This is a genomic window from Pantoea sp. S18 (assembly GCF_045689705.1).
GTDB lineage: Bacteria > Pseudomonadota > Gammaproteobacteria > Enterobacterales > Enterobacteriaceae > Pantoea > Pantoea symbiotica.
The window spans coordinates 120,076-146,095 of record NZ_CP142690.1 but is presented as its reverse complement, the minus strand read 5'-3'; the positions used below and the strand labels follow the sequence as shown (position 1 = coordinate 146,095).

Sequence of the window (26,020 nt, the reverse complement as noted above, 5' to 3'; positions counted from 1 at the left end):
GGGTTCACTCCATCGTTTTCTGGGTTTTCTGGCCGAATTCAGGCTCGGGTTCGCTGCGCTCATGGCGCATCACGTTGACTTCATCGTTCATCATTGAGGGGCGGTTTTCCCGCTCCGGCGACAAGCCGTAGTCGCGATAATCCAGCACTTCCTCTTCACGCATCTCCTCCAGCGCCGCAGCAAGCGCGGCTTCGCGGTTGCTCTCCCGGTCCTCTGGTACACTCGGCTCACCATCGTGCGCAGCAGGCTCCGGCTCTTTCTCCTCCTGCCCCAGCGCCGTCTTAACGGCTTGCTCCAGCGCCTCATCCTCCCGGCGGTCCAGCTCTTCGCCGCCCGACGCTGCCGATGCTGATGTGTCTTTAACTTCCTGGGGTTCACTGTAGTCAGCAGCAAGCACGACGGGACTTTCGCGGTTGTCCTTCATCAGCTGTAGCGCCGCTACGAGATCCGCAGCTTCCAGCACCTTTCCGTGCTTTTCGCCGCGCTGCATTACGATGCGCACACCGTCCGTTGCCCCTTCATAGTGGGCGGCAGCGAAATTCATCTCTCCGCTTGAGGGCGTTACCGGAACGTGCAGGTTCCCGCGCTGACGGCCATGCTCGTTGATCACCGGCCAGAGCATTTCCGGCGTCTGACCGGACATAAAGCGCGCGTCGGCCGTCAGGTCCCGATCGACCCGGTCAGCAAGGCGCGTACCTGACACCGGCAGGCTTTTGTCCCACGCCTGTATTTCGCGGTTCGCACGCACGTCCTCTGCGCGCATCAGCACGTCATGCACCGTCTGACGCCGTCCGCTTTTACTCTCCACCTTCGTTGCCCAGCCGGACAGGTTGTCAAAGTAGGTCTGAACGTGCTCTTTTGCCCTGGAAAGCTGTACGTAGGTGCTGTCCAGCGCCGCCATCCTCCCTCTGGCGCCCTCTTCGCCAAACAGGCCGATGAGGTATTTGACCGATGCGCCCTGTGAGCTGTAGGTGGTGACGGCGTAGCCGTAGTCCATGTGGCGGTCGGCGTAGCGCGCGGCGGGGTCAAATGAGAGTTGCCGGTCGCCGGTATCGAGCGTGATTTTTCCCTCCCGTGATATATCTGTTACCACGGCCATGTCGCTGGCACGCACGTTGCGGTCCCGGTCCGTCGCCGCGAGGCGAATTTTCTCACCCGCGCTGATGTCCCGGGTGACCTCCTCAAACACCGCCACGTCCTCCTTGCGCAGCTCAGCGGGACGCAGCCAGCGGTCCCCTGCGCCGTCGAGCCCGTCGATGCGCACCACGCCGCTCTCCTTATCCGTTTCACCCACCCGGAAATACTGCTCGCCCCGGCGTACGACGTTGCCCACCTGCGCTTCCCAGAACGCCTGACGGCCCAGATCGGCGTTGCTGTTGTTCACGCGCACCAGCAGCGGCACCGAGACACCGTCACCCAGCGCGCCCTGCGTCTGCAGCCGGTTGTGTACCGCGCTGTTAATGGCCTCACGGTCGGCATTGAGCTCCGCCACGATTAGCGTATTGTCGCGCGCCTCAGGGGTGCGTCCGCTGTAGTCTTCCGCAATCAGATCGATCAGGTCAGGAGCCTCTTTCGCTGCAAGGTCCGCGCCTGGCCCATTCGCTTCACCGGCCATTCCCCTACCGTCCATCGCGCTGCTCTCCGGTATGTACGCGCCAGGCTGGCGCGGAACGCTATGCGGGCTGGTGTCCGTCGTGATGCGCACCGCCTCGCGGACGTTACCGGCGATAACCGCCTCCACGGCGGGCTTCAGCGCCGGGATCTGACGCACGATTTCCTTCATCACTGCCACGTCGGCGGCGCTGCGTTCAAGAGCCAGCGCAAACGGCGCACCGGACTCCAGCGACTTCAGCTGATCACGGTCGCCGCTCAGCACCCCCCGGCCGCCACCTTCGGCGATCACGTTCAATAGTGAGGCCATCTGCGCGTTGCCGTTCATGGACGATTCGTCGATAACGAATACGGTGTTGCGAAAGTCACGCGCCTGACCGGCGGCCTGCCACTGGCTGCTTTCGCTGAGGAAGCTCGCGATGGTCTGAGCCGGAATACCCGCGCCGGACAACTCGCTGACGGCGCGGTGCGTGGGCGCCAGCCCGCGAATGTCCGGGCTGTTTTCTGCGGCGGAGAGCGCTGCCGCTACGGTGCGGAACTGCGTGGTTTTACCCACGCCGGCATACCCCTGAATGGTGGTAAAGCGATCGCGGGTGGTCAGGATGAGATTGCCCCCCCCACGCTGCCCGTCCGTGAGCCCGGCGGCTTTCTCGTCGTTCAGGCCGCCTTTCAACAGGGGTTCCACGCTGTTTTTGCCTTCAGCAACGTGGCGAAGAATCGACACCTCGTTCTCAAAGTTCTCACGCGAGATGTATTTCCCGGCAGCACCCTGTTCGGCGCTGAGCGCAAAAATCTCTCCACGCTGTACCAGGCGCGACAGCTCCTCACCCGCTCGTGCCGGTGTGATACTGCGGTCTGCGTTAATCACTCCAGCCAGTGCCCGGACGCCCGTGAACGTCACGTCGGTGCCTGTGGCTTTCTCGATGGCCAGCCGCATCGCGCGCTCCGGATGCGACATCTTCCGGGACGACAGCTCACGTAGCGCGTCCGTGAGGTCATTTTCCTCAGCGAGCGATTTGATGCCCTGCGTCACGCTGACCACTGGGCGGTTTTCCTCCAGGCGGCGGCCGATGGTGGCCTCGTCCAGCGGAGTGAAGGCAATCACATCAGAGCCGCTGCGGCGCAGCATGTTAACGGTTGCATCATTCACCTCCTTGCCGGACAGCACCGCAACCACGCTTCCCCCGGTGCGACGGGTGGCGCCAAAGGACTCGGCGTAGGCGTGGTCCGCGTAGAGCGGTGCGTTGCGGTCGAGTTTCACCCGCTCGCCCTTTGCGTTCTCCATTGTGATGGCATCCTTAAACAGCCAGCGTCCCTCCTTCACGCCGGTAACGGTCAGACGCTCCCCGCTGCCGGCACGGCTGCCGAGATCGGCCGTGGCACGCAGCTGCTCGCCCTCACGCAGCTCAAGCTTTTTCTCCCGGAACAGCCGGTAATGGCTGTCGATACTGCTGATACTCACGCCCTGCGTCTGACCCTTCTCATCTTTCAGGGTTAGCAGGTTGTGACGCTCGCTGACGCCCGCGATGGTGAACACCGTTTTCTGGCCCTGCCCCTCGTGAAGCTCCAGCACCATACCCGCGCGGTACACGCTGCGATCGTTGCGGCTTGTCGCGTCCAGCCATACCGGCACCCGGACTGTGGCCTCGCCCAGCACTCGTCCGAGCAGCCCGTCATCGGTCAGGACCTCACGGGTACGGGCCGTCAGCTGGTCGCGCATGCGCGCATTCCCCGCCTGCAGCGACACCGGCCGCCCCTGCGCCCTTTCCTGGGCGTAGTAGCGCGCCGCCACGCTGAGCCGGTCTTCAACGGTGTCCTTCTGCACCATCGTCACGCGTACGTTTTCGGTCTTCGGTGAGGCTGTAAACTGCTTTACGCCCGCTGCGCTCAACACCTCTGACGCAAAGCCTGCCGTGCGGCGTGCGTGAGTATCGGTCACAAGCGTCGTGCCATCGTGCTGCGCCACCGTCTTCAGCACGTCGTGCAGGCCGGAAGTGTTAAAGCGTTCGGCCTCAGCCACCAGCACCAGCGGGCGCACCGGCAGCTCAGCGGTCTGCATCTCCTCCGCCGCCATAATCCGTACGTCGGACTTATCCCCGAAGGTCGCCACCTGACGCTTTCGCGCGGCCCCGTCGGCGGCAACCACTATCAGCGGACGTTTGCTCTCGCTGGCCATCGCCATGATGCTGCGGTTGAGCTCGCTGATGAACTGCGTGCCGCCGCGCACGTCAATCAGTGACACCGCGCGATCGGCGTCGGCCACCTGCGCCAGCACGCCCCGCTCGCCCGCCCGTGCCGTCAGTCTGCCCTGCTTTTCCGCCAGCCCACCGGCCAGTTGGGCCAGACGCGCCTCATCCCGGACGTGAGCGGCGGTGGTGAACAGCGTCTGCTTCTTGTCCACGGCGATCAACTGGCCGCGTCCAATGGCGGTATCGATGGCGCTACGCGCCTGCCCGTAGACGCCCGGAGCGACGGGAACGTGATTGAGTACGCTGGTCATCACGTCGTCGTAGGTCACGCGCACGCTTTTTGACGACAGGCGTTCTATGGCCTCACGCACCGCGCCCTCTAATAACGGTGGCGTGGCGGCCTTGTTTTCCTGCCCGGCGCTTTCGGCTTTACGCTGCTGGCGGCGCTCCGCCAGCTTCTCTCTGAACGCCTCAGTGTCAAAGCCGGTGTCCTTCAGCACCGACTGCCAGTGCTCACGCAGCATCTCCGGATCTTCGAAGTGCTTGGCCTGCCTGGAATCCAGCGCGGCCATGCTTTTTTGCTTCGCCGTAGCGTCTTCACCCACGAGATCGATGATGTCCTGACGGCGTGATGAAAAAGGCTTTACCGGCACGCCGGAGATATCCCACTCGCCGCGCGGACCGGTGTCTTCGGTCTGGTAGCCCGCTCGTTCGATGATGGAACGGAAATGCCCCCGATATAGCGCCCCGATGCTGACCTGCTCATTCCACACCACGTCCGTAAAACCCTGCTTTCCGTTGATGTCGGTGGACAGCGTTTTCCAGCCGTTCTGTGAGAGCGTGGCGTTTGCCACAACCGCGTGCGTGTGCATCTGAGGTTCCAGATTGCGGCTGGTGTCGTGCATGAAGGTCGCAATCACCAGGTTGCCGGTTTTCTCCATTTCGGTGATGCCGTCGGTCATGGTGCGCGTGGTGGCGAGCTTCTCCACCTCATCCAGCGTGCGACGCACGGCCTCCTTGTGCGCGTCCACGAGGAAGCTGTCGCCCGTCACCAGCGCCAGCACCGAGGCACTTTTAGGCGCTGAAAAGGTCAGGTCGTAGCCGGGACGGTGTTTGTTGACTCCACCCTCCATGCGGCGCATGTCGGTGCCATCCGGCAGCTGGCCTTCGAGCACCGCCACGAAGGTATCGCGGTTAACCGGCCCCTCAAGGCCCAGATTTTCAGCACCCGTGCCGAACCACTCGGTGGACTGCTCGCCAAGGAAGTAATAGTTATCTTCGTTGGTATAGTAGGCACCGGCTTTACCGGCGCTTTTGACAGTGGAAACGGATAACATGATTCACCTCAGTTACGGTCCAGGCCAAAATCTGCGGATTTATGTTTCACCACGTCCATAACCTGCAGTGGCCTATCGCTTTCGGACGGAGCGACTGTTGCTGGCGCAGGGCTGTCCGGTGCGGCTGACTGCGTGGACTCAGATACAGGAGGTGGGAATGCGGTGACACGACCGCCGGCTTCTTCCTGAGCCGACTGAGCGTCTGTTTTCGCTGAGATGGATGTTGCGGTTTCAGCTGCAGGTGCCGTTGCGGGTGGTTTCGCATCTGGCTTGCTCTCTGCTGCATCCGGGGCAACTCCACTTCCCTCTGCGTCAGAGCCTGAACCAGCGTCACCAAATAACCGCCCCACAATCTGGCCCGCCTCGTTATCGCTGGTCTCGCCTGCAAGCGTTGCCTCGATGTCCGGGTCAAACACGTCTTCAACGTTTCGGGGGATGCGCCCTTCCGCGATTTCCCGATAGGGTTTCCAGGGCAGCTTCATGCGGACCACCGGCCATTCGCCCGGCAGGGTGATGTAGCACTCAAGGTCGTTAAGGCTCTGCACGTCTGAATAGCTGACCAGGAACTCGTTGACCTCGTCTTTGGAAAACTGCACACCGTCGCGGATGATGTCGATGCCGTAGCTGTACTGGTCTTTGAACTTCTTGTGGCGTTGCTCGCCAATTTCCTTCTGCACCCAGTCCGCAATCGATCCGCTGGGCGCGCGGTAGAATACACGCGTGTTAAGCAGGTCCCAGATGGATTTGGCGGCGTTGGTTCCGTAAATCTCTTCAAGCTGTGGGAAGTTCTGCAGCCCGACAACGGTTGCGCCGCCGAATTTACGGCCCTCAGCAAGAAACTCAGGCAGGATGGGCAATTTGTGCAGGGAGGGGATCTCATCGTAATACTGCCAGATTCGGCGCTCACGACTGGCTTTTAACCCAAGAATCCCGACCATCGTCATGTAGATCCATGCGCTCAGTAGCGGCTTGATTGCGTTATGGTTCTGGCCATCACTGGAGATAAATATCCACGGATTATCACCGCTGGGATCCTCGGTATGTAGCCAGTCGCGAATGTTGAACGGGCGGCGGCCCTGCTCGTCCAGCCCCTGCAGGTACCGGAGCGAGCGCACGTAGGTGGTGAGAATGGTGCGGATGGTCATCGCCGTTTTCTCGATGCTGCCATCCACGAGGTTCGCCGCGTCCGTACCGTCCAGGAACTTACGCAGGTCGGCCAGACTGATGGACATCAGTTTTTTCAGCAGCTCGGCGATGCTACGGTGTTTTTCACGCGCCATGCGCCGCGCGGTGGCCACAAACAGCGATCGGGCAGACAATACCCAGAATGGGTCACTGCTACCGCTGCTGTCAGGCAGCAGAGAGGTCGCGAAGTTCTCAAAGTCACCAATAGTCTGGCACTCTTCCCACAGATCCCAGGGCGCGCAGCGCGCGTCAAACGGGTTGAGGATGATGTCCTTGTCCTGGCGATAGAAGGTCGGGATGAAGTTATTGCCTTTGTCATACACGATGACGCGATCGCCGCGCGCCCGAAGCTGGCGAAGCATGTCGTTCAGGGCCGTACTTTTTCCTGACCCGACGGTGCCATGAAAGCCGAAATTCTGCATCTCAGAGTCTTTGAGGATGTGCAGGCCACCAATACTGAGCGGCGACATCAGGCCGGCTTTTTTTAGCATGCGATTCACATCTTTATAACTGGCCGCCAGAATGCGGCCGCCGGTAAGCTCGCTCTCGCGCTGTTTAGCCCCCTTGCTGCCCAGAAACCAGGTAATGGCCATGATCGCGGCCACAAAGCTGAACGCCGAAATACCCCAGCCGTAAAAGGCGGTGTCCTTGACGTGCTGCCCCATCAGCACAAAGTACGGGTCGTTCATCACCTGCAGCGCGGTGTGCTTGAACACCACTACCTCGCCGTTTGGTCGCTCAAAATGAAAGGTCCAGCCTGCCTGTGAGTGTTTGCCAGTGAGCTTTGCCAGCGGCATGATGAACCAGCGGATAAGCCAGTAGGCGCTGCCGTGAACGAACTCTTGCAGCGTGAGGCGCAGCAGCATCCAACTGAAAAATACCAGAGCGGAAAACAGCACGACCCAGTAGGAGGCGATGTTCATGATCTGCACAAACATGCCGATCATGTATTTCATCACCTGACCGCCCTGGGTAAAGTCGCGGGCGTTGAGGCTCATTGAAAGTCCTTAATGTGGAGCACAGAGGATGACGCAGGGCTGCGGGCAGGCGAAAGCCAGGCAGGTAACTGCGCAGGGTTTAATTACGGTGTGAGCGCGCCCGGTTGGGCCGACGTGATGTTCCGCCTCCTCCTCCAGACGCAGGGTGCGTCAGGAAGTGCGGCGGGCGGTCTTAGCTGACTGAAACCTGAAACAGCGGCTGGTTAATCTGATTGCGGACAAACTGGCTGTCGGCGTCGCTCAGCGACCGGTAATGCGCCGAGTGGAGCTGAATGTTGTTCATCAGGTCGGTGGTATTGGTGAAGAACACCGGACACGCCTGCCTGACGTCCTGTAGCACGGGCTCAATGATGTGGGTGAACGCATCTGCCAGTCCTTCCTCTTTCAGGTCATTTTCGACCATTTCCGCATACTCATTCAGCGGACAGACTGTTACGCCGGGAGCGTCAAACAACACGCGCAGCGTCCCTGCATAGTCCCGAACCTTACAATCAAATGCGTCTTCCAGCACCGGTAGCCGGTTATTGCTGCACTTGGGTGAAAGCAGCCGTTCAGGCTCCACCGTGGCGGCGGTGTAGTATTCGGTCTGCTGCCGGATAATCCCGGCTGGGTCGGCTCGTCGCCATATAGCTATTTCCCGTGCGGACGGCCTGTCCCCGGCATTCACGCTCAGGCGTGGCTGGCAGGATGCTGGGATCCAGTTTCTGGCCACCGCCGGGGTTTTATCCCTGAACGGCGTATTAAACACGCCGCTCCAGAGGTGAATGGCGTCCGTAGCCGCATCGTCATCGCCAACAATATGCATGTGCACCCGATGCGTTGAGACATTTCCCTGCACCGCCCAACGGGTAATAACAGTCAGGTCAGTCACAACCCTATCGGTATTAAGCAGGATGCCGTAAATAGCTTTACGTCCCTTTTTACGACAGACGTAGTGCAGCCGTTTATTAGGCGAAGGAAATCGAACGTAAATATCCCGCTCAGCATGTAGGTGAAGAGCCAGCTCAGGAATTTGGACATCAATTAAATCGACAGAGATATTTGAATAATGAAGAAAGAAAGACGGACTTAGATGGATTAACATTATCACCCTCAAAATTCAATAAAAGCGCAGCCCCGTTTATTAACGGGGAGAGCCATGTATAAAGGAAAAAAGAATTAATGACTGAGATGATTTTTCACTGCAGATGCTGTCCCAAGCAAGCCTGACAACTGAAATCGTGATAGATCTATAGTTAATATAAAAAGACCAACGAGGGTTAGTACAAAGTTTCCGAATACAAGAGCACCTATATTAATTTCGGTGGTAATCGTTACCATTCCCAATACAACCATGAGTACAAGCCATACTAGGCTGTAGGTCTTAAGCTTTGACACTAAAACTTTCGTTAATTTCAACCCTCTTACTTCAGGAGTGTTTATCATACTAAATAAATTCACATATCCAGATGAGAAAGCAAATATAAACACCCAATTTAAAAGTCCAAAAGCTAGAACCCCTAAGCCAATCAAGATGTCCCCATTCATGTCAGGAAGAAAGAATGAGAGGACAGCGAAGATGAGATATACCGATAAGTGATACCTGAGACATTTTAAAGGATAAAAGAAAGATGGAACTATCTTTTTCGAGGATAAGATAGCTTCTGCCATTACTTTCGAATCAGACTTTATTTCATCATAACTAATATTCATCTAATCACCTTTTCCTATCATCTAGGTCCCTCTCTGTTTCATTTAAGAAATCTTTATAATCCTGAGAGTCTTTTAGTTTTAAACCTCTTTGTTCTTGATGTTTATCTGCTGCTTCTTTATTACGCAGATATTCGTTTGAACTAACAGTATACTCCCCCATACGAGATGCTATAGCACTGTCAGTTTCGCTCTTACCTTTATCTAGATCTCCTTGCGCATCGCTTGCTCTATTCTTGACCATACCTTGCTGAGCTTCAACATCATATTTCACATCGTTGTGAATATCGTTTTTGACCACGCCTGCTTCAATGCTTTGGTTCGCGTTATTATATGCCCCCCCAAATTGAGCGCCTGCAGTATTCGCCGGTGCACCCATACCCTCACCCGTGCTTCCTGCATTTTGTGCATAGTTGCCATCAACACGGCCCTGAAATTTTTCAGCAAAGAACTCCTGGACCAGACCATCACGCTGTTTCTGAACGCCTTCATCGGATGTATTGGTGAGGATGGTTTCGGCATTACCTGGCGAGCGCTGCATTGTCCACTGCACAAACTGCTGCGTGTAATTATCACGCGCGCCTGCGCTTAGCGTTTCCGTTTCAGAAGCCATTTTCTGCATTTCATGCGTGTGCGCCTGACTGGCCGTGTACTGGGCATATTTGCTGTCAGAGGCAGTGATGCCGGAAGAGATCTGGTTCATCAGACCGGACGCATTATTATTTACATGCTGACCGTTATAAGAGGTGTTGTAGTTACGCAGTACATCCATTCCCTGACTGAAGTCCTGCGATTCACGAGCCGAAATCGTCTGCGAGTTGTCATTTCCACTTTGCCCACCTTCTGTCGTTTGTGATGTTGAACCTGAGCGCCCTGTCGCTTCTAAGCCACCATGCACATCAATTTTACCCGAAACCCCTGTGGCATAAGACCCTACTTTCCCCCAGAGCGATTTATTGCTGTCAAAACTTGCCTGCCCGCGCATACCACCATTAATAGCCAGGTCACGCGATTTATTTTCAAGCTCTGAATAGGCTTCACTCAAGCTGATATTGTTTCGGTTCGCATAATCCTGCGCCACGCTCTGCATTTTGTTCACGCGCTCAGCATCCGTCACGGTCATGCCTGTCTGAGAGGACAGCGTGGTCGAGTCGCTATTGCCGAACTGCTCATGGAACTGTTTGAGTTGCGAGCCGGTTTCCTGCACTGAGTGGTTATAGCCCTGCGCTGCCATTTCGGTCTGTGCCATGCTGTCGCGCACCGAACGCTGTGCCGCGCTCGCGAGGTTACGGTCAAGGTGCAGGTCAACAGGCAGGCGGCTGGTCGCGCCAGAGGAGTCGTAAACCGTCTGTCCGTCCTGCGTCATCGTGCGCGTGGCGCCGTTGCCCAGCTGCATGGTGGTCATGCCTTCGCGGTAAGCGCGGTTCAGGTCCGTCTTATGCCCGTTGATGTTGTCCAGCTGCACGTTGCCCACGCTCAGGTTGCCTGACGCCACCGCAGCCGAATCGGACGCGGATGCGCTGCTGAGCGCGCTGCCCAGACTGGAACTGAGGCTCGCAAAGCCCTGACCCAGCCCGGTGAACAGGCGAAACGCCAGGAACGGGATGGAGAGCATCAGCCAGCCCGCGATGCCTGCGGTGGTGGTGCTGGTCTCCATCAGGCGGTTCATGTTGGAAAGCGTCGGGCCCGTCGCATGGAAGCTGTTCTGCGTGCTGTAGTTCACCGCAAAGTTGAAGATGGCGAACATCACCGGCCAAAGCATCAGGCTCCCCATAAAGTTCAGGTAGCTCTTGATAACGGACCAGGCGATTTCCCGCACGTACAGCGCGAGCACCATCACCGGGAAGATGCAGATGCAGAACAGCAGCAGCACCGTGTGCAGCTGCGGCAGCACTTCTGTTGCGATGGTGTAGCTCACCGCATGCGACAGGCGAAGCTTCATCAGCGACTGCTCGGACGCGATGTCCACCATAGACGCCGTGTCGTTCATGCCTTTCACGTAACTGTTCAGCCCGCGACGCAAACCCGCCACGGCGATGTTCTGCATCATGATGCTCTGGGCCGACTTGCTGCTGCCAAGGAAGTAGTCGTAAGAGCCCGCCAGCTGCTCGGCGTACACTGTCTGCGGCGCGTTGTTGCCCGGCAGCATGCGGACCGCGTGCGCCATAAACGTCGTACCGGTGGTATTGCTCTCCGCCGTCAGCAGCGTTTTCAGTCTTGGTGCGGCGTCGCGACACACCATGAACGTGGTCCCCGTGGCGTCACGCCAGTACACCGCACGCAGCGGGCTCGGGTTACTGAAAATCTGCGCCTGCACATCTTCGGACTCCATTATGTCCTGCATGCTGTATTTGTTATTCAGCATGATGTCCGGCACCACGCAGTTTTTCGCGTATTCCCCCATGTTATAGGTCAGCACCGGGTTGCGGCTGTCGATGGTAAAGCTGTCCTGCATCAGCTTGCTCGCGAACAGCATCCCGGTTTTGGTGTAGGACCGCTCATCCGGGAAGTGGAAGATATCTTCATAGGTGGTCGTGAGCGTATAGCCCACACCGGTCGCCAGGTACAGCGGCATAGCGAGCCCCACCGGCACGTTATCCACCCGTCCGATGGTGTCCGGCGCGGTCAGGTCGTTAACCACCACCGTGAGCTTGGGCGTCAGCAGCAACGCGGTGACCAGCGTGAACGTTAACCCCCAGCCGAACATCGCGGTGAGGTTGTGCGTCCGCAGGTAGGTCATCACGCAGAAGGCGATGCCGATCATTTCCGCCACCCAGATCGTGCTGCGCCAGCCGCCGTTTTCCATTACGGTCGCCACCGCGTTGAGGCCCATGGTGATCATCCCGCCGGAGCTGACCACCCAGATATCAAGCGCCATACGTTATCCCCCAAACTGGTAGTTCGACAGCACGCTGTCGGAGACGGACGAGGAGAGCTGCTGGCGCGTTTCGGACAGGCTACGGTCATACTCAGCCAGCCCGTTCTGCTGCACCTGAATGCGCTGCACGCGCGCGCTCAGCTCGTTGCGCACCTGGCGCAGGTTCTCGCGAAAGTGCCTGTTCTCTTCTTCGGTATCGAGCGTGCCCGCCGCGCCGCTTGCGGCCACGTCAATCAGCCCGTTGATGTAGGACATCACCATGTCGGCCGCGATGTACTCCGCCAGGCTGCTGACCACGCTCTGGTCCATGCCCACCGATGCGGAGTCGATGGTGTAGCGCAGGATACGCACGCGGGTGCTGTTGATGAGCGCCTTCTCGTTTTCCGTCATCGCCGTGTCGCTGCGGGCCTTGTCAAAGATGTCGTTGAGCATGTCGCGCACCCGGCCGGTCATCCCCTCGTCTTCGCTCAGCGTCAGATCCGCAATGGTCGGCGACAGGCAGGTGGTGTTGTCGTTGCAGCGGTAAATTTTCTCGGTACCGCCGTTCAGCAGCGTGTTGAACATTGACTCACTGCCGCCGCGCGGCTGGAGAAACGTCGGGTTGCCGTTGGCGTCATAAATCACCGTGCCCACCATCGACATGATGAACTCCTTGAGCGCGCGATCGTTGCTGAAGAACTGGTTGAGCTTCGTGAAGGTGTCCCACGTCAGGTTGCGGTTGCGCGGGATTCGCTTTTTCTCGTCGTCGGTCGCTTTGTTAAACACGCTGTTGGTCTCCCCGCCCACGCCGCAGCCCTGCCGGGAGGCGGCCCAGTCGGAGAACACGTCATGCTTGGTACCGAGGTCCTGACAAATCTGCGAGCTGGCGGCCTGCGTTTTGGGCCACAGGCCGCCGACAATCGACTGTGCCGCCTGGCAGGTCGAGATGTTCATGTTGTTGGTGTCCGCCGCAAGCTTCTGCAGGTAGTCCTTTACCGCCTTGCACTGCGGGCAGATGGTTTCCAGCCCGAGGTCGAAGGCATAGCCCGCCGCGTTGCTCAGTATCTGCTTGCCCATGATTTTGATGCTGTCGCTGTTGATGAAGCTGAACGAGCCGAGGTAGGCATCGATACCGCCGCAGCCCGACTTGATGTCGGGCAACGTCACCGATATCAGCTGGATGTTGCGCACCGGCGCGCGGATAAACAGGTTTCCCCCGGTCAGATAGCCCGCCGACTGCCCTTTCCAGGCAGCCCCCTGCGTGTAGTTGCCCCCGCCGCCGCCCATGTCGTTAAAGAACTTGTTGATGTCGTTCTGCACGTCAGCAAAAGCCGGAGTGGACAGTAGCAAAAAGCCAGTAACCATTGAGACACTTACCGCAAATTTACTCATCACAGCACCCCCAGACGTACGGCCAGCGCAAACGACTCATCCAGACGCTGCTTCAGCGCCTCCTCGCTCATTTCCCCCTGCGACAGCGGGATGGTTACCAGCGACTGCGTGTTGATAATGAAGTCGGTGGGCGTTGCCTGCGGCAGCTCCGCAAAGAAGTCCTTCAGGATGCCGTCGTTTACCGGCATCACCGTCGGGAAGACCGCGTCGCCCTTGCCGTCAAAGCTGTAAACGAAAATACCGATGCCGGTCTGTTCAGAAACCGACTTCAGGGTCGGGTTAAAGCGGTGGCAGTACGGGCAGTCGGAGCGGACGAAGTGCACGATCTGCCAGTGCCCTACGTCCAGGCGGCGGCCGTCGCTCAGGTGGTACCACACCGGTTTAACTGACTCGGGCTGCTCTGATGGCGCGGACGTTTCTTTTTGTAGAGGAGTTTCCTCGGGCGCATCCGCGCCCCCTTTCGCCTGCTCCAGGCGGGCAATGTCGTCAATCGTGCTGGCGCTGGCCATAACCGGCGCGAGCATCAGCAGCGCAGCAAAGAGTTTCGCAATCATGTTTAATCCTCGGGCTGGAAGTCGGTAACGATGTTGAGCATGCGGCGCGCCAGGTCATCCTGGGTGATAAAGCCGTACGCCAGCGGCTGGTACTGCTTCGTGCGCGGCTCCACCAGGTAGATGGCCGGGAAGTGTTCGATTTTCATTTTCTCGGCCTGACCGGCGTTCTGCCGGGTGTCTGGCAGGTCCGGGCTCGCGCGCCCGTCCACGGTCACGGGGATGACGGTCAGGCCATACTGCTCGCTGAACTCCTTCACCACGCCCCCGAGGCGGTTATCCAGCGGCTCGTTGCCGCGATAAAAGAAGAACACGCCGTAGCGCTGGTTTACGTAGCGAATGGCCGCCTGCTGCTTCTGTCGCTGCTCCGTGTACTGGATGTTGGCTGTACCGTTGTAAAACGGGTGCTTCAGGCTGTAGTCGAGCTCCGGGTTGTCCAGCAGCACCTTCTCCCAGCGCGAGGCGAAGAGGCTGGCCTGGTTCACCATCCAGTCCTGAACGACCTTGTAGCGCCGGATGTTCTCTGAGGAGGGGTGCAGCATCGCCTCGTTCATCAGGTTGTCGCGGAAGGCCTGCAGCCGCTTCATCTTCTGCGTAGGCGTTTCCTGTAGCGGCGCGGCAGGCTGCGGAGGCTGTTCCTCTTCTTCTTTTTTGACCGGCTCGTTGTACCAGTACCAGCCCACGGCGGGGTCGTAGTGGTAGCCGTCAGGCTGTTTGTCCTCGGCGGCGTAAAGCGGCAGCGCCGCCAGCAGCAGCGACAGGCAGAGGTGTTTTTTCACGGCTGGTCTCCTGACTTCAGGCTGTTCTGGATATCTGACTGAATGCGCTCCGTGAGCGCCCCTTCGTCGGGGAGCTTCACGTTGCTGTTGAGGTCGTCGTAAAAGTCGCTGAAGTCGATGTGATCAAACTTAATGCCCTGCAGCTCGGCAATTTTGATGCCACGGCAGTCCGGGCTGCTGGCGTCACCAAAGCTGATGCCCAGCTGGTCGCGGCGACCCTGCTCCTGCACGATGCGGGCAAGCTTGCTGTCAAACACGCAGTAGCCCTCTTTCTTCTGCAGGCAGACGCCGAGCACTTTGCGCGAGCAGTAAGAGCCGACCTTCACGACGAGCTTCTTCTCCTTGCCGGTGCCGATTTCCTTTTCCTCGGTGTTGCACTGCGCAAGCCCCGCGTCCTGACCCCAGCCGCCGCTTTTGCAGCAGTTGCTGAAGCCCGCCGCGCTCTGGCGGCAGGACATGCCCTTACCGGTAAACGCAGTGACCTGATTCGGATCGATGCCTTCCACATTCTCGCCGTAGGCGGCGAGCGCCGCCAGTTGCGACACGGCCTGCTCGAAGTTCTGGTTTTCCCCCGCCTGCATGGCCGAACAGCTGCCGTCAGAGCAGTAGAACTCTGAGCCGCAGAGGTAGCCGGTGCTCTTCACGGTGTGCGCACACTGATAGGTCAGCTTGTTGTAAACGCAGAAGTTGCCGATCTTCTGCGTGCAGGTGCGGGTGCCTTCGCTGCAGTTGGGATCGTCGATATATGCCTGGCAGGTATTGGTGTCGTCTTCATACAGGTTCCACTGCGTGGTGTAGCCCCAGCAATCGCTGTACAGGCTGTAGGCCTGACCGCCGACCGTCACCGAGCGGGTTTCACCGGGCTCGCTGCATACCTCGCTCATCTTCACGGCGTCGCCCATGTCCGCCGGGCAGCTGCTGGTCCACTGCAGGTCGGCCTTCACCGTGTCGCGCACGCCCTGCATCGGAAACGTCATGCGGAAAACGTATTTCCCGCTCGCGAGGTTTCTGAGAATGCCGTCACGAGTTGACTCGTAATAGCCGTCAGTGTCGTAGTGCAGTTGCAGGGTAATCACCTGTCCTTTGGTGACCTGCTGCGCAGAGATATTCATCGCACCGCTGTTGTTAATTTTCAGCTTAAACTGCTGACCGAAAGCCCGGATCGAGTAGCCCAGACGATCGCCGTGCCAGTCTGAAGCCGCCGGATAAAGCAGCTCCCAGGTGCCGCTGCTGATGGTGCCGTCTTCAGGTATCACGAAGTCGAACAGCATCCAGTAACCGTCCGCTTTTTGCCCGGCTACGTTGCGGGCATCAAGCACCAGCTGCGTGCTGTAGGCCTCGCGCGATCCGGTGGTCACGATGGTCGCCTTGCGGGTGCATGACTGCGTCAGGCTGTTCGCCAGCTCGCAGGCGTGCGTGGTGTAGGTGGTTTTGTTCAGCTCCTGCGCCACGCACTGGCTGCCGTTGACACCGGTAATGGCGTTCGCGTTTTCACGGATTTCATCACTGTACTTCATCATGTCCGAGTCGTAGCTGAGCTTGTCCGCAGGATTGTTCACGTACGATTCGCGTGCGGTCTGTCCGAGGTCAGACTCCGTGAGCGCTTTCTGTCCCTGCACGTCGATGTCGCTCGACGTCTGCGTCGGGTCGCTGTAGAGGTCGCGCTGCGGCGCGTCTGAGCTGTAGTTGTCGAAATAGCTGTCCGGATCGGCGCTGGTTGTACCGTTTGCGGATTTACCGGCGTTGATGCCTTCCTGGTTCGAGGCATCCATGGATGCCGCCTGAACGCTTGCGGACAGGCAGGCCAGCAGCAGCCCCTGCAGCAGGGTGCGTGTGGGTGTGATCATCTGGGTTTTCCGTAAGCGTGAAGGGTTGCCCGCCGCAGCGGGCAGAGCGTCAGGGGTTGTCCCGGCAGTCGCCGCGCTGACCAATCATGTCCAGCGCCTGACTCAGCGCGACGTTGCCGTAAACGATGTCAAAGTGGTCGCCGCACTTCTTCACCAGCGCCGGAACCTGCTTCACGCCGTAGCGCGCAAAGCGCACCGGGTCTATCTGTATTCCGCGCACTTTGTAGGTGGTGATGAGGTTCAGCATGTACTTCGCCGTCTGATCCATGTTGTCGTTGATAAGCCCCCGGAAGTAGACGGGGATATTTTTCGCCTCCGCCGCCTTCATCAGGATGGCCAACTCCTTATCCGGCAGGGAAGACGACAGGAAGTAAGCCGTCTCGTTTTCCGTGCTGGTCACCTGCGTGCCGTCTTCCGCCAGCACCGGCAGGCTGCCGGCCAGGCAGGCGCTGAGAAACAGCGCCGCGTTCAGTCGTTTCATGTGTGCCTCGCTTACATCACGCAGTTGCGCTTTTTCCAGATGAGGTAGCCGTAGTTCTTTTTGCTGGTCGGCATCTCCTTGCCCGTCTGCCACAGCATGACATTGCGCCCCAGCGGGTGGCAGGACGCCACGTCCGGGATGGTGTTCACCATCTGGTAGCGGTAGCGGCTTTTCGGCAGGATCACCGACGGATACTCGTAGCAGACCGCAACGTCATACGGCACGGTGTCGAGGATGAGCCCCTCCCGGTGCAGCTTGAAGTCCATGCGCTCGGAGAGCAGCACCGAGCTGTTGAGCCCGCTCGACTCGTTGACGATGTTGCCGGTAAACGGGTACATCGAGCCGTGGGAGCCGGCGCACCAGAACAGCGCGTCAATCGGACGGCTCACGCCGGAGGCCACCGCGTCCGCCGCGCAGGCCATCTGCGCAATCGGGTTAGCGAACAGCATCACTTCAGGGTTCAGGAACAGCGCCAGGTTGTCGTTCTGCCAGGTCGGGTCCAGCTCCGACAGGTAACCGATGTCGTACTCGCCGCCCTGCAGGCACATCTCAGAGGTGATAATGCTGAGCCAGGAGATCAGCGGGTACTTGTACCAGTGAACGTGGTAGAAGGTGCCGGGGTGCTCGTTCGCCGTTTTGGTGCCGACGCCCGTACCGGTATTCGGAATGTTGATGTTGAAGCCGCCCATGTTCACCATGCAGCCCGGCGAGCGGGTAACGTCCGTCATCGCAAACGGCTCCCAGTACCCTACCGCGACGCCGGTACGCTCGAAAATCGGCGGCGGTACCGGGCAAATCTGAATGGGTGACGCCGGGTTGTCGGTGTCAGGAAGCGTCCCGGCAGAGACCTGCACGCTGCCCACGCTCATCGGGAAAATGCACTCCCAGCAGACGTCGGTGATGGGATTCACCCAGCGCCCCTCGCAGGTCAGGGACGTGTTGCCATTGCTGCCACCGGAGTCGGCGGCCCAGGCGGGCTGACAGAACCAGACCGCCAGCGCCAGAATAGCCGTGTGCCAGACCATGTCAGCCCCCTTTTTTTACGCCGCCGCGCGCTTTTGCCACCGCCGCCTGCAGCGCCTCAAGGCTGGTTGCGCCCGGGATCACGCTGACGTTGTCAGCGGTCGCGCCCTTCACCGGCATAACGAAGAAGGCGGGTGTACCCTGAATGCCCAGGCGCTTCGCCAGCGCGTTGTTGGCTTCCAGCACCGCGCCCATCACCTCCACATCCGCTTTCGGCGTCGACGTCACGCCCGCCTTCACCGCCGCCTCGCGAATGTCCGCGTCAAGCAGCTTGCCCTCGTTGTGGCCGGTGGCGTACAGCGCGGCGTGGTAGCGGTGATACACCTCTGCACCGCCTGTTTTGTACAGGGACAGCCCGACTTTCGCTGCCTGAATAGATGCAGGCCAGCGGCTGCCGAAGATCGGCCACTCCTTATAGATAAAGCGCACGTCCGGGTTGTGGCTGATGAACTGCTCAACGGTCGGGGCAACCTTCGCGCAGTAGATGCACTGATAATCGAAGAACTGAATGACCGCGACGTCGCCCTCCGGGTGCAGAACCGGCGATGCCTGATCGTTCAGCAGCGAGGCTTGATCCTGCAGGGCTGCCGTCACGGCGGACCCCATCTGCTTGGTCTGTGCCTGCGCCTGCAGATTCTGGCTCATCTCAATAAGGATCTCCGGGTGCGCGCGCAGGTAGTCTGCCGCCACTTCACCAATCTGCGCTTTCTGCACGGCGTTAAATGACGATTCAGTGGCGTATGCGTGCCCCGTCAGGCTGAGCGCCAGGGTGGTGGTGAGGATGTACTTTTTCATGTCTGGCTCCGTTAGCGGTCGGGAAGACTAAATTCAGTGATAAGGAAGCGTTTTTGTCCGGGCGCCTGCTTCACTTCCGCAGGCACCTGAGTGATGCCGAACTTTTTCGTGATACTGCCGGTCTGGTCGAAGTAGACCCGGCTGCTGAGGGCGGTGGCGCCGTCGCGCACGTTGCCGTTGACCAGGATGACGCGGGAGGACGTGGTGTGCGGTACCTGCTGCTTCATCCAGGTAATCTGCCGGTCATCGTCGGCGTCAATGAAGTAAAGGGTTTCGTCGAACACCGGAATGACGTCAAACGGGTTCACCCTGTCGCCTTTTTGCGCAAACACCACGCCGTTCTGGTCGGCGATATCGCGCTGCACGGTGAACGACGGGTCAAACAGGCGGCTGCGGGTCTCGTGCGCGGTGGTGATGCCCTCCACCGGTGGCGGTCGCATCGCCTGGTCTTCCGCCTTTTCCTGCATCTCGTGCTCAATCTGGGCCTGCGATTTACCGGCGAAGTGCTGTTCAAGGTTCTTCTTCAGCACGGTAATGAGGTCGTGTTCGCGGATGTTCCATGTGTCGCCAAAGGTGCCGATGTCTGCTGCCCCGACTTTCAGGCTCAGGGCGGCGAACAGCGCGCCGGCGGCAACGCGCGCAAGCGGGGTAACGTGTTTCATCGGGAGGCTCCCGGTTTAGGGTGATCGGGTGGTGTTATTTCGCTGAGCCGGCCTTCATCAGCTCGGCGAGCCGGCCCTGTATCTCCGGCGTCGCGTCAGGCAGGCCGGTCACTACGGCAGGACTCACCATAATGGCCGCGCCGTGTGAAGCCGCGTATTCCGCCGTTGCGGTTGTGACGCTCTGGTCAAAGCGCGTAATCAACGCTTGGCGCTGTTCGTCAGTCAGATCCAGCTTCGCGATCTGGCGGATCAGCGCGTTAGTAGTGCCCTTCATGTCGAAGGTGACCAGTGCGGGCTGCTTCAGCCAGAGAAACCACACGACGGCGCACGTGGCGACGCTCAGCAGCGTGGACGTGGCAGCGCAGGTCACTGTTTGTTTAAAGTCCATTCCAGACTCCTTTGCAGGGAAAATGATTAGGACAGGGCCAGAAGTCCCAGGACCAAAATACCCACCATGACCGTGCTTAAAATTATGTAGGTTTTCAAAGCTGCATCTCCTGAAGCATGTGAATGATGTCGCGCTTGTGCGCGTCGTTGTCGGCCATCTCAAACAGGATGTCCTTGATGTCGGCGCCCTCACGCAGGCGTTTTTCGCGGTAGGTAAAGTCTTCGCCTTTGGAGGAAAAAAGCCCGTCGCTCAGCGGGTCGAGGATGAGCCGGTGGAAGCTGGAGAACTCCCCCACGCTCAGCAGAAACGAGCTGTAGCGCGCTTTTTTCGCCGGCGGAAACTTGCGGATCATCTCCCACTCCAGCTCGTTGAACGCGTGCGGCTCCTCCTTCTGGAAGGTGGTAAACGACTTGGCGTCCTGCATGCAGGTGAACTTGAACGAGCTGTTGTCGTAGGCCGCGAGCGCCGCCGTGGACAGGTTTTTATCGCGTATCGCCTGCGTCACCGTGCCGTAGGAGCCGTTGTGCCGGCGGGCGGTGCGGTAGCCCTCTTCAATGAAGTCCTTGATCTTGGTGCTGGAGCCGCCGAGCAGCTTCCACCCCTCGTCGATGATGTTCATCTTCCGCATGCTGCGCGGGGTGGTGTACATCATGTTCTCATTCCAGATCATGATGCTGAAAAGCACCGCCGACAGCAGGTCCTGCTGTTTACGCAGGTCGCCCAGTTCGGTGACCACGAACTGCAGGTCAGGCCTGAGCGTTGGCTCGGACGAGTTGAAGAACCTACCGTAAATGCCGCCGGTGCTGTACTTGCTCAGTAGCGTGGTGATTTCATCAATGCGTCCGCCAATCTGCGAGGAGTGCTCGCGGCTGACGGCGGCCTGCCTTTTCTTTAGATAAGCAATGACGTGATCGATGCGCATGTCCTGCTGATACTGCGGCCACGATTCGGTGATCGCCTCCAGGATCATTGATTCGTGCACCTCATCCAGCAGGCCGTTGGGGCTCGCGAGAATGCACAGCTGGTCGCGGATGCGCTCGGCGGCGAGCGTAATGTCGGTAACGTTGGCAAAAGGGTTAAAGCGAAGCGAGTCCCCGTTGATGTAGGTGCCGCCCAGGCTGCTGCAGGCCGCCTTGTAGGAGTCGCCGATGTCCTGCACCGCCACCGTCCCGCCCTTGTCGAGCACAGAGCGGGCAATGGAGTTGGCCAGCACCGACTTGCCCGCGCCCGAGGTGCCCGACATAAACCAGTTAAAGTTGGTGTTTGGCAGACTCTCGTCAAACACGTCGATAAACGCCACCTGATTGCGGTAGCTCGGAATGAGAATGCCCGAGGCGCACAGCTTGTTATCGCCAATCACCGGCATCAGATTCACCGCGTGAAACGACTCCGAGCGCTGAATGCCGCCGGTCTTGCGACAGTCGTCGCGCAGCTTTTTATTCACCATCGCAAATGGCAGCGTGGCCATCAGATTACGCAGCTGCATAAAGTCGGCGCGCACGAAGCGCAGGCCCTGTGCCGCGAAGGCGTTGCGCGCCTTTTCGGTGTAGCGGGACGTCAGGTCGTCGTCGTCCGGGCAGAACAGCGTGATGCCGTAGAAGTAGCTGGTGAGCGACGTCTGGTTCGACAGCAGCCGCGCGCGGGCGTCCTTCCACTCGGCGTGCTGGCGCGTGGTAGACGGAATGTACTTGGCGTAGCTGGTGTTCACGCGCGAGTCCAGCGACAGAAAGCGGCTGTTGGCCTCGCCCTGGCTCTTCATCTGCTCCTCGGTGGTGAGCACCATCGTGCAGATAAACGGGCAGGGTATGCCGTTAGTTGGCGACATCAGGTCCTGAATAATGTTGCCGTTCTGCCACAGATAATGCTCCTGCGGGTTGCGGTCCAGGTTGAGGTTAACCATCCGCGCCGCAAACGGCTTGTTCTTCGCGTCGCTGCCCTCGATGCGGATGTGTGAGGGTTTTACCCGCCAGGACGTGGTGCGATCCACGAACTGCGTGCCGAGATCGGCCGCCGGATCGTATTCGCTGTCGTAGCGCTCAAGCCGGGCCGGGTCATGGTTGAAGAACTCTCGCAGCACGCTGCTGAACTCAGAAACCCCGATGGCAGATGACCAGAGGTCGGCGGCGTTGAGGGCGTTCAGCAGGTTACGGCGTACATCACGCACGCGGATCATGTCGGTTTCGCTGAGGTTTCTGACCGGTGTTGCCCAGATGAAGAACAGGCGGTAGTCGCGCAGGGTCAGCGGATGGTGGAGGCCGTTGTTGTAGGTGTAGCGCGCGCCGTTGAGGAAAAAACGCGCGGTCACGTCGTTACATTCGTCCGCGCGGTGCCCCTTCCAGGCGAAGTTTTTCAGCCCCTGCTCCACCTGTTCTTTCACGGCGCGGGTGGAAACCAGCATCACCTGCAGCGGGATATCGCGGGGAGCCACGTCGCGCAGCAGGTACTCCAGGCTTTCGGCAAGCTTCTCGTTGGCGCCAATCAGCGGCTGGCACTCCACCACAAAGCCCACCGACTCCTTGTTCACCCAAATCTGGCTTTCGGTGTCGTAGTCCTTATAAGGCAGCAGGTCACGGATATGGGGATAGTCCATGTCCTGCAGCTTCTGGCGCGTCTCGTTCGTGGTGTCGCGCTCGCCCAGAATGCCCGCCACCGTGTCCACCACGTTCAGCGGATCAAAGCGGAAGCCTTTGAAAAATTTCATGCGGACCTCACATCAGGATGCCGTTCCAGTCACCGTGACTGGACACGCTGTAAATGACTTCGCCCATGTGGACGCTGTTGTCGGGGGAGACGTAAGGGGCAATCCAGATGCGTGCCACCCCGTCCGGGCGGCGAAACGCAGCGGCGGGCTCCGGAAAGCAGTGCGCGGCGCTGCAGTACGCGGTCTGATTCACGGTGGTGCGTAATACGCCGTTTTCCCGCGTGAACGGCCGGACCTTACCCGAGGCACCCAGACGCAGCGGGATACTTTCCCGGTCACCGCTGCGACCGCCGGGAACTTCAGCCTGCGGGTCAAGGCGGATGGTGCCGGTATCAATCAGGCGATAGTCATCGAGGCGGATGCCCGCACCGGTAAAACCGGCGGTACCTGTCGCCGCAGCAGGCGCGTTGCCGCTGCTGCCTGCGGACATGTCGTCGGCCTGTGACATCCATACGCCGGTATCTTTCGCCGGCTTGTCGAACTCAAAGTCGCTGTTCATGCCCGCGCAGCCGCCGAGCATCATGGCCAGCGCGCAGACGTTCAGGGCGTGTTTCTTAGTCATGGGGCTCTCCGTTAAGGTCAGAAATTTCGGTAAAGTCGATCCAGAGATCGCCTTTACTGCCGTGGGTGCCGAGGCGGGACAGCATGCTCATGGCGAAGGCGTCGCCGGGCGCCACCTCCAGCAGGCGGCGCAGCGTTTCCCCGAACAGCGCGACGTAACCGTCGTCCGGAATGAGGCCGGGCTTGCAGTAGAGCTTTTTGACGCTGTAGCCCAGCGCCTGCAGCCCCGGGATGCGCGCATCGGCTTCGCGCCCGAAGCAGCTCACCGTCCGTTCGGTAAACACCATCCAGCCGCAGTGCTCGGCGTGACGAAGCCGGATTTTTGCCTCCGTCATTGCGTGACGCCCTGCGGGGTCATGTTCTTCGCCTGCCCGCCCGATGGGGTGACGAAGTCATTCATGTTGAGCTTTGTCGCATCGCCGAGTTTGCCCACCAGGTCCGGCGGCAGACCGGTGTTGCCTCTGGCCTGCGTCTGGGTGTCCTGCTGCTGCGTGCCGTTGCGCTTCTCTTCTTTCGCGAGCTTCGCCGCCTCTTCATCCTCAATAAACTTCGCCCGGAAGCCCTCGATAAACACCACCTCTACGCGGTTCGCCGCGCCAATAGGGATGATCGGGTGATACTGCTCGGCGCGTTCGATGTAGTAGTCGGCCAGCTTGTCCGCTGCTTTGCCCACGCCGCCGCCCACGGCGCTGCGCGCCACGTCACCGCCGCTGACGGAACTGGTGGCACCAATGCCGGTGACCGTTTGCCCAACCTGTGAAGCGCTCTGCCCGAGCCCGCCCAGCGCACCGGCGGTAAATGCCAGCCCGAGAATTTTGCCGTTGCGCATCACCGGCACACCCTTGATGCCGTTCTTGCCGTAGAAGGCCACGTGCCCCTTGACGGCCTGGTCGATGTGCTTGCCGTCTATGATGCAGGACAGGCGCTGGAGCTGAACGATGGCGCGCTCGCTGGAGATGTCGCCGTAGGCCGCTGCCGTCACGAAGCAGTTGTCGAGGTGCACAAGCCTGTTGTTGCCCGGCAGGTGCGCCCTGCCCTTGAGCTTGAACTGCATGGGGACCAGGTTGTTCTCGCCGCGCACCGAGGCGTTTGCGTCCGCCCCCTCAATGATGATGGCGTCAGAGAAGGTGCCGGTCGGCACCCAGAACGAGGCGTCCTTTGTCTTTGGCTCAAACTGCGAGTAGTCGAAGGTCTGGTTGTCAATCTGCCCGGTCTGCACCGGCGCAGGCGCAAAGGTGTACTCCGTTCGCGGCGGCGTATTGCTGACCGCCCCCTGCTGCGCGGCCTGTCCGGCCGGAGCGGCCTTTTGCTGATTCTTCAGCTGGTCCATCAGGTCGCTCACGTTCTGCTGCAGCGACTTGTTGTTGTTCATCACGTCCGACATCTGGTCTTTCAGCGACTTGAAGTCCTTCTGCATTGAGGAGAGCTGCTCGCGCGCTTCCTTCTCGCGGTTCTGCGCGCTCACCAGCAGCGAGCCCTGCCCGGAACCGTCAAAGGCGTTCACCACGCCCCCGCCGGTCAGGTCCGGCTCGGCGGCGGCCTTATCCGGCTTGCTTTCCTGACTCCCGGTTTTGCCGCTGGCGCCCCGGTTGGCCAGATACAGCCCGCCGATGATGACGGCGGCAGCGGCCAGGATGATGCCAAACAGGCGGCGCTGCTTGCTGCGGACCAGGCTGTTAAGGTTCATCCGGGCCTCCCTTCGTGCGGAACACGGTGATGACAGACACCTTCGCGCCCGGCTCCAGCACGTCGAGTTGCGGATGGAACGCCACCGCCATCACACCCGGGCTCCAGAAGTAGCGTTCGCTCAGGCGGATGCGCTGCGAGGACAGGCTGATGAGGTCGGTGCGAACGATGCGCACGCGGTCCCCCTGCCAGGCGATGACCGGGCGCAGTGCAAACGCGCTTTTCACTGACTCGCTGACCGGCACGTCGGTGTTTTGACTGAACACGTAGCCGTCAGGTTTGCGGTTGGTAAGGAAGCGGCCAACCAGCGTGCTGATGAGCGCGCTGTAGGTGTCCTGCTTCTGCTCAAAGGCTCTGGCCTCCTCCGTGCCCTGCACCTCGCGGTTATCAACGGTGAGGCTCAGCCCCGCGCGTTTGCCGGGCCTGGCCTGCACCGAGAAGGCAAAGCCCGACGCGGTCTGCACAAACATGGTGAAAGGCTTGTCGGTGACGGTGGAAAACACGACCGCGCCCTCCGGCGTGGGCGATTTGGCGCTCAGCACGCCCTGCGCCGCCTGCACGCTGAGGATGCGGTCATCGCTGACACGCAGATAGTTGGGGTTGGTGTTGCTCACCGCCGCGTTCACGCGCGCGCCGGGGTTGAGGGTCAGCTGCTCGGCGCGGGCAGTCATCGCGGTCAGCAGCGCAACGGCGCTGATTAGCAGGTGTTTACGCATCGGGAACCTCCAGGAATGCGCTCCAGCAGAGACGGTTGTTGCGGGTATCGGTGCGCAGACGGTAGTGCTTCTTTACCGGCCTGCCGTCGTGCAGCCCGTAGCTCAGCTGCAAATCGCCGGTGACGTCCACAATCCCCCTGTCCGGCCAGACGCTGACATCTTTCGGGTAGAACACCGAGCCGCCGCTGTTGCCCTTCACGCGCGAGGCTTCATCCGCGAGCACGCCCTTTATGGATTTCTCCGCGCCGTCGCAGGCGCCCGCCAGCAGCATTTCGTGGCTGGCCTCGGCGTTTTTGTCGGAGATATTCAGGCGCAGATTGAGCCACGCCAGCGCCATCAGGCGCAGATAGCGGGCGTCGCCGCGCTCGCCGGTAAAGCTGAACGGCGTGTCGGCGCCATAGGGAACGATGATGGTCTGACGGTTATTAAGAAGCTGATTCATCAGCGCGCGGTTATCACCGTAAAGGCGCCAGCACAACGCCAGCGCCAGGATAGAGATAACGAGCAGCACCAGAATCGCCACGGCCATGTTGCGGTTGCCCGCCGAACGCAGCTTTAATTCCATGATGTCT

General features: G+C 59.8%; 20 protein-coding genes. All 20 read right to left on the bottom strand.

What is annotated here, in order from left to right; genetic code table 11:
* Nucleotides 1–4: 4 nt before the first annotated feature.
* On the bottom strand, nucleotides 5–5,137 hold the full coding sequence (traI, locus tag VIJ98_RS25105) for a conjugative transfer relaxase/helicase TraI (protein ID WP_323276128.1): 5,133 nt from the start codon (nucleotides 5,135–5,137) through the stop codon (nucleotides 5–7).
* An 8-nt stretch (nucleotides 5,138–5,145) separates the two neighbouring features.
* Nucleotides 5,146–7,320 carry a type IV conjugative transfer system coupling protein TraD gene (gene traD, locus VIJ98_RS25100; protein ID WP_323276126.1) on the bottom strand — a complete coding sequence of 725 codons (2,175 nt, stop codon included), beginning with the start codon at nucleotides 7,318–7,320 and terminating at the stop codon, nucleotides 5,146–5,148.
* A 172-nt stretch (nucleotides 7,321–7,492) separates the two neighbouring features.
* The gene (locus VIJ98_RS25095) at nucleotides 7,493–8,404 is read right to left on the bottom strand and encodes a DUF6012 family protein (RefSeq protein ID WP_323276124.1); all 912 of its coding nucleotides are present in this window, start codon (nucleotides 8,402–8,404) and stop codon (nucleotides 7,493–7,495) included.
* Nucleotides 8,405–8,478: 74 nt separating this feature from the next.
* Complete coding sequence (locus VIJ98_RS25090) at nucleotides 8,479–9,012, bottom strand: hypothetical protein (protein ID WP_323276122.1); 534 nt, start codon at nucleotides 9,010–9,012, stop codon at nucleotides 8,479–8,481.
* Between the two features lie 4 nt (nucleotides 9,013–9,016).
* Nucleotides 9,017–11,887 (bottom strand): conjugal transfer mating-pair stabilization protein TraG, encoded by a 2,871-nt coding sequence (gene traG / locus VIJ98_RS25085; RefSeq protein WP_323276120.1) that lies wholly within the window; start codon nucleotides 11,885–11,887, stop codon nucleotides 9,017–9,019.
* 3 nt (nucleotides 11,888–11,890) lie between these two features.
* Complete coding sequence (locus tag VIJ98_RS25080; RefSeq protein ID WP_323276118.1) at nucleotides 11,891–13,258, bottom strand: conjugal transfer protein TraH; 1,368 nt, start codon at nucleotides 13,256–13,258, stop codon at nucleotides 11,891–11,893.
* Nucleotides 13,258–13,812: a conjugal transfer protein TraF gene (gene traF / locus VIJ98_RS25075; protein ID WP_323276116.1), complete on the bottom strand. Its 555-nt coding sequence runs from the start codon at nucleotides 13,810–13,812 to the stop codon at nucleotides 13,258–13,260. Before traF (VIJ98_RS25075) ends, VIJ98_RS25080 begins: the two co-directional genes overlap by 1 nt.
* 2 nt (nucleotides 13,813–13,814) lie before the next feature.
* Nucleotides 13,815–14,588, bottom strand: coding sequence for a type-F conjugative transfer system pilin assembly protein TraF (gene traF, locus VIJ98_RS25070; RefSeq protein WP_323276114.1), 774 nt, complete (start codon nucleotides 14,586–14,588; stop codon nucleotides 13,815–13,817).
* Nucleotides 14,585–16,435: a conjugal transfer protein TraN gene (locus VIJ98_RS25065; RefSeq protein ID WP_323276112.1), complete on the bottom strand. Its 1,851-nt coding sequence runs from the start codon at nucleotides 16,433–16,435 to the stop codon at nucleotides 14,585–14,587. Before VIJ98_RS25065 ends, traF (VIJ98_RS25070) begins: the two co-directional genes overlap by 4 nt.
* Before the next feature lie 49 nt (nucleotides 16,436–16,484).
* Entirely contained in the window at nucleotides 16,485–16,916 is a 432-nt protein-coding gene (trbC, locus tag VIJ98_RS25060) for a type-F conjugative transfer system pilin assembly protein TrbC (RefSeq protein WP_323276110.1), read from the bottom strand.
* An 11-nt stretch (nucleotides 16,917–16,927) separates the two neighbouring features.
* A complete protein-coding gene (gene traU / locus VIJ98_RS25055) occupies nucleotides 16,928–17,941 on the bottom strand; it encodes a conjugal transfer pilus assembly protein TraU (RefSeq protein WP_323276108.1) in 1,014 nt (337 codons plus the stop codon).
* A gap of 1 nt (nucleotide 17,942) precedes the next feature.
* Nucleotides 17,943–18,734 (bottom strand): DsbA family protein, encoded by a 792-nt coding sequence (locus VIJ98_RS25050; RefSeq protein WP_323276107.1) that lies wholly within the window; start codon nucleotides 18,732–18,734, stop codon nucleotides 17,943–17,945.
* Nucleotides 18,735–18,745: 11 nt separating this feature from the next.
* Entirely contained in the window at nucleotides 18,746–19,396 is a 651-nt protein-coding gene (gene traW / locus VIJ98_RS25045; RefSeq protein ID WP_323276105.1) for a type-F conjugative transfer system protein TraW, read from the bottom strand.
* Nucleotides 19,397–19,430: 34 nt separating this feature from the next.
* Nucleotides 19,431–19,784 carry a TrbI F-type domain-containing protein gene (locus VIJ98_RS25040; RefSeq protein ID WP_323276103.1) on the bottom strand — a complete coding sequence of 118 codons (354 nt, stop codon included), beginning with the start codon at nucleotides 19,782–19,784 and terminating at the stop codon, nucleotides 19,431–19,433.
* Between the two features lie 94 nt (nucleotides 19,785–19,878).
* The gene (traC, locus tag VIJ98_RS25035) at nucleotides 19,879–22,485 is read right to left on the bottom strand and encodes a type IV secretion system protein TraC (protein ID WP_323276101.1); all 2,607 of its coding nucleotides are present in this window, start codon (nucleotides 22,483–22,485) and stop codon (nucleotides 19,879–19,881) included.
* Between the two features lie 7 nt (nucleotides 22,486–22,492).
* The gene (locus VIJ98_RS25030) at nucleotides 22,493–23,047 is read right to left on the bottom strand and encodes a TraV family lipoprotein (RefSeq protein WP_323276099.1); all 555 of its coding nucleotides are present in this window, start codon (nucleotides 23,045–23,047) and stop codon (nucleotides 22,493–22,495) included.
* Nucleotides 23,040–23,381, bottom strand: coding sequence for a hypothetical protein (locus VIJ98_RS25025; protein ID WP_323276097.1), 342 nt, complete (start codon nucleotides 23,379–23,381; stop codon nucleotides 23,040–23,042). Before VIJ98_RS25025 ends, VIJ98_RS25030 begins: the two co-directional genes overlap by 8 nt.
* On the bottom strand, nucleotides 23,378–24,733 hold the full coding sequence (locus tag VIJ98_RS25020; protein WP_323276095.1) for a TrbI/VirB10 family protein: 1,356 nt from the start codon (nucleotides 24,731–24,733) through the stop codon (nucleotides 23,378–23,380). The genes VIJ98_RS25025 and VIJ98_RS25020 overlap by 4 nt, the downstream gene beginning before the upstream one ends.
* Nucleotides 24,723–25,448 (bottom strand): type-F conjugative transfer system secretin TraK, encoded by a 726-nt coding sequence (locus VIJ98_RS25015; protein WP_323276094.1) that lies wholly within the window; start codon nucleotides 25,446–25,448, stop codon nucleotides 24,723–24,725. The genes VIJ98_RS25020 and VIJ98_RS25015 overlap by 11 nt, the downstream gene beginning before the upstream one ends.
* Entirely contained in the window at nucleotides 25,441–26,013 is a 573-nt protein-coding gene (locus tag VIJ98_RS25010; protein WP_192415168.1) for a TraE/TraK family type IV conjugative transfer system protein, read from the bottom strand. Before VIJ98_RS25010 ends, VIJ98_RS25015 begins: the two co-directional genes overlap by 8 nt.
* Between the last annotated feature and the right edge of the window lie 7 nt (nucleotides 26,014–26,020).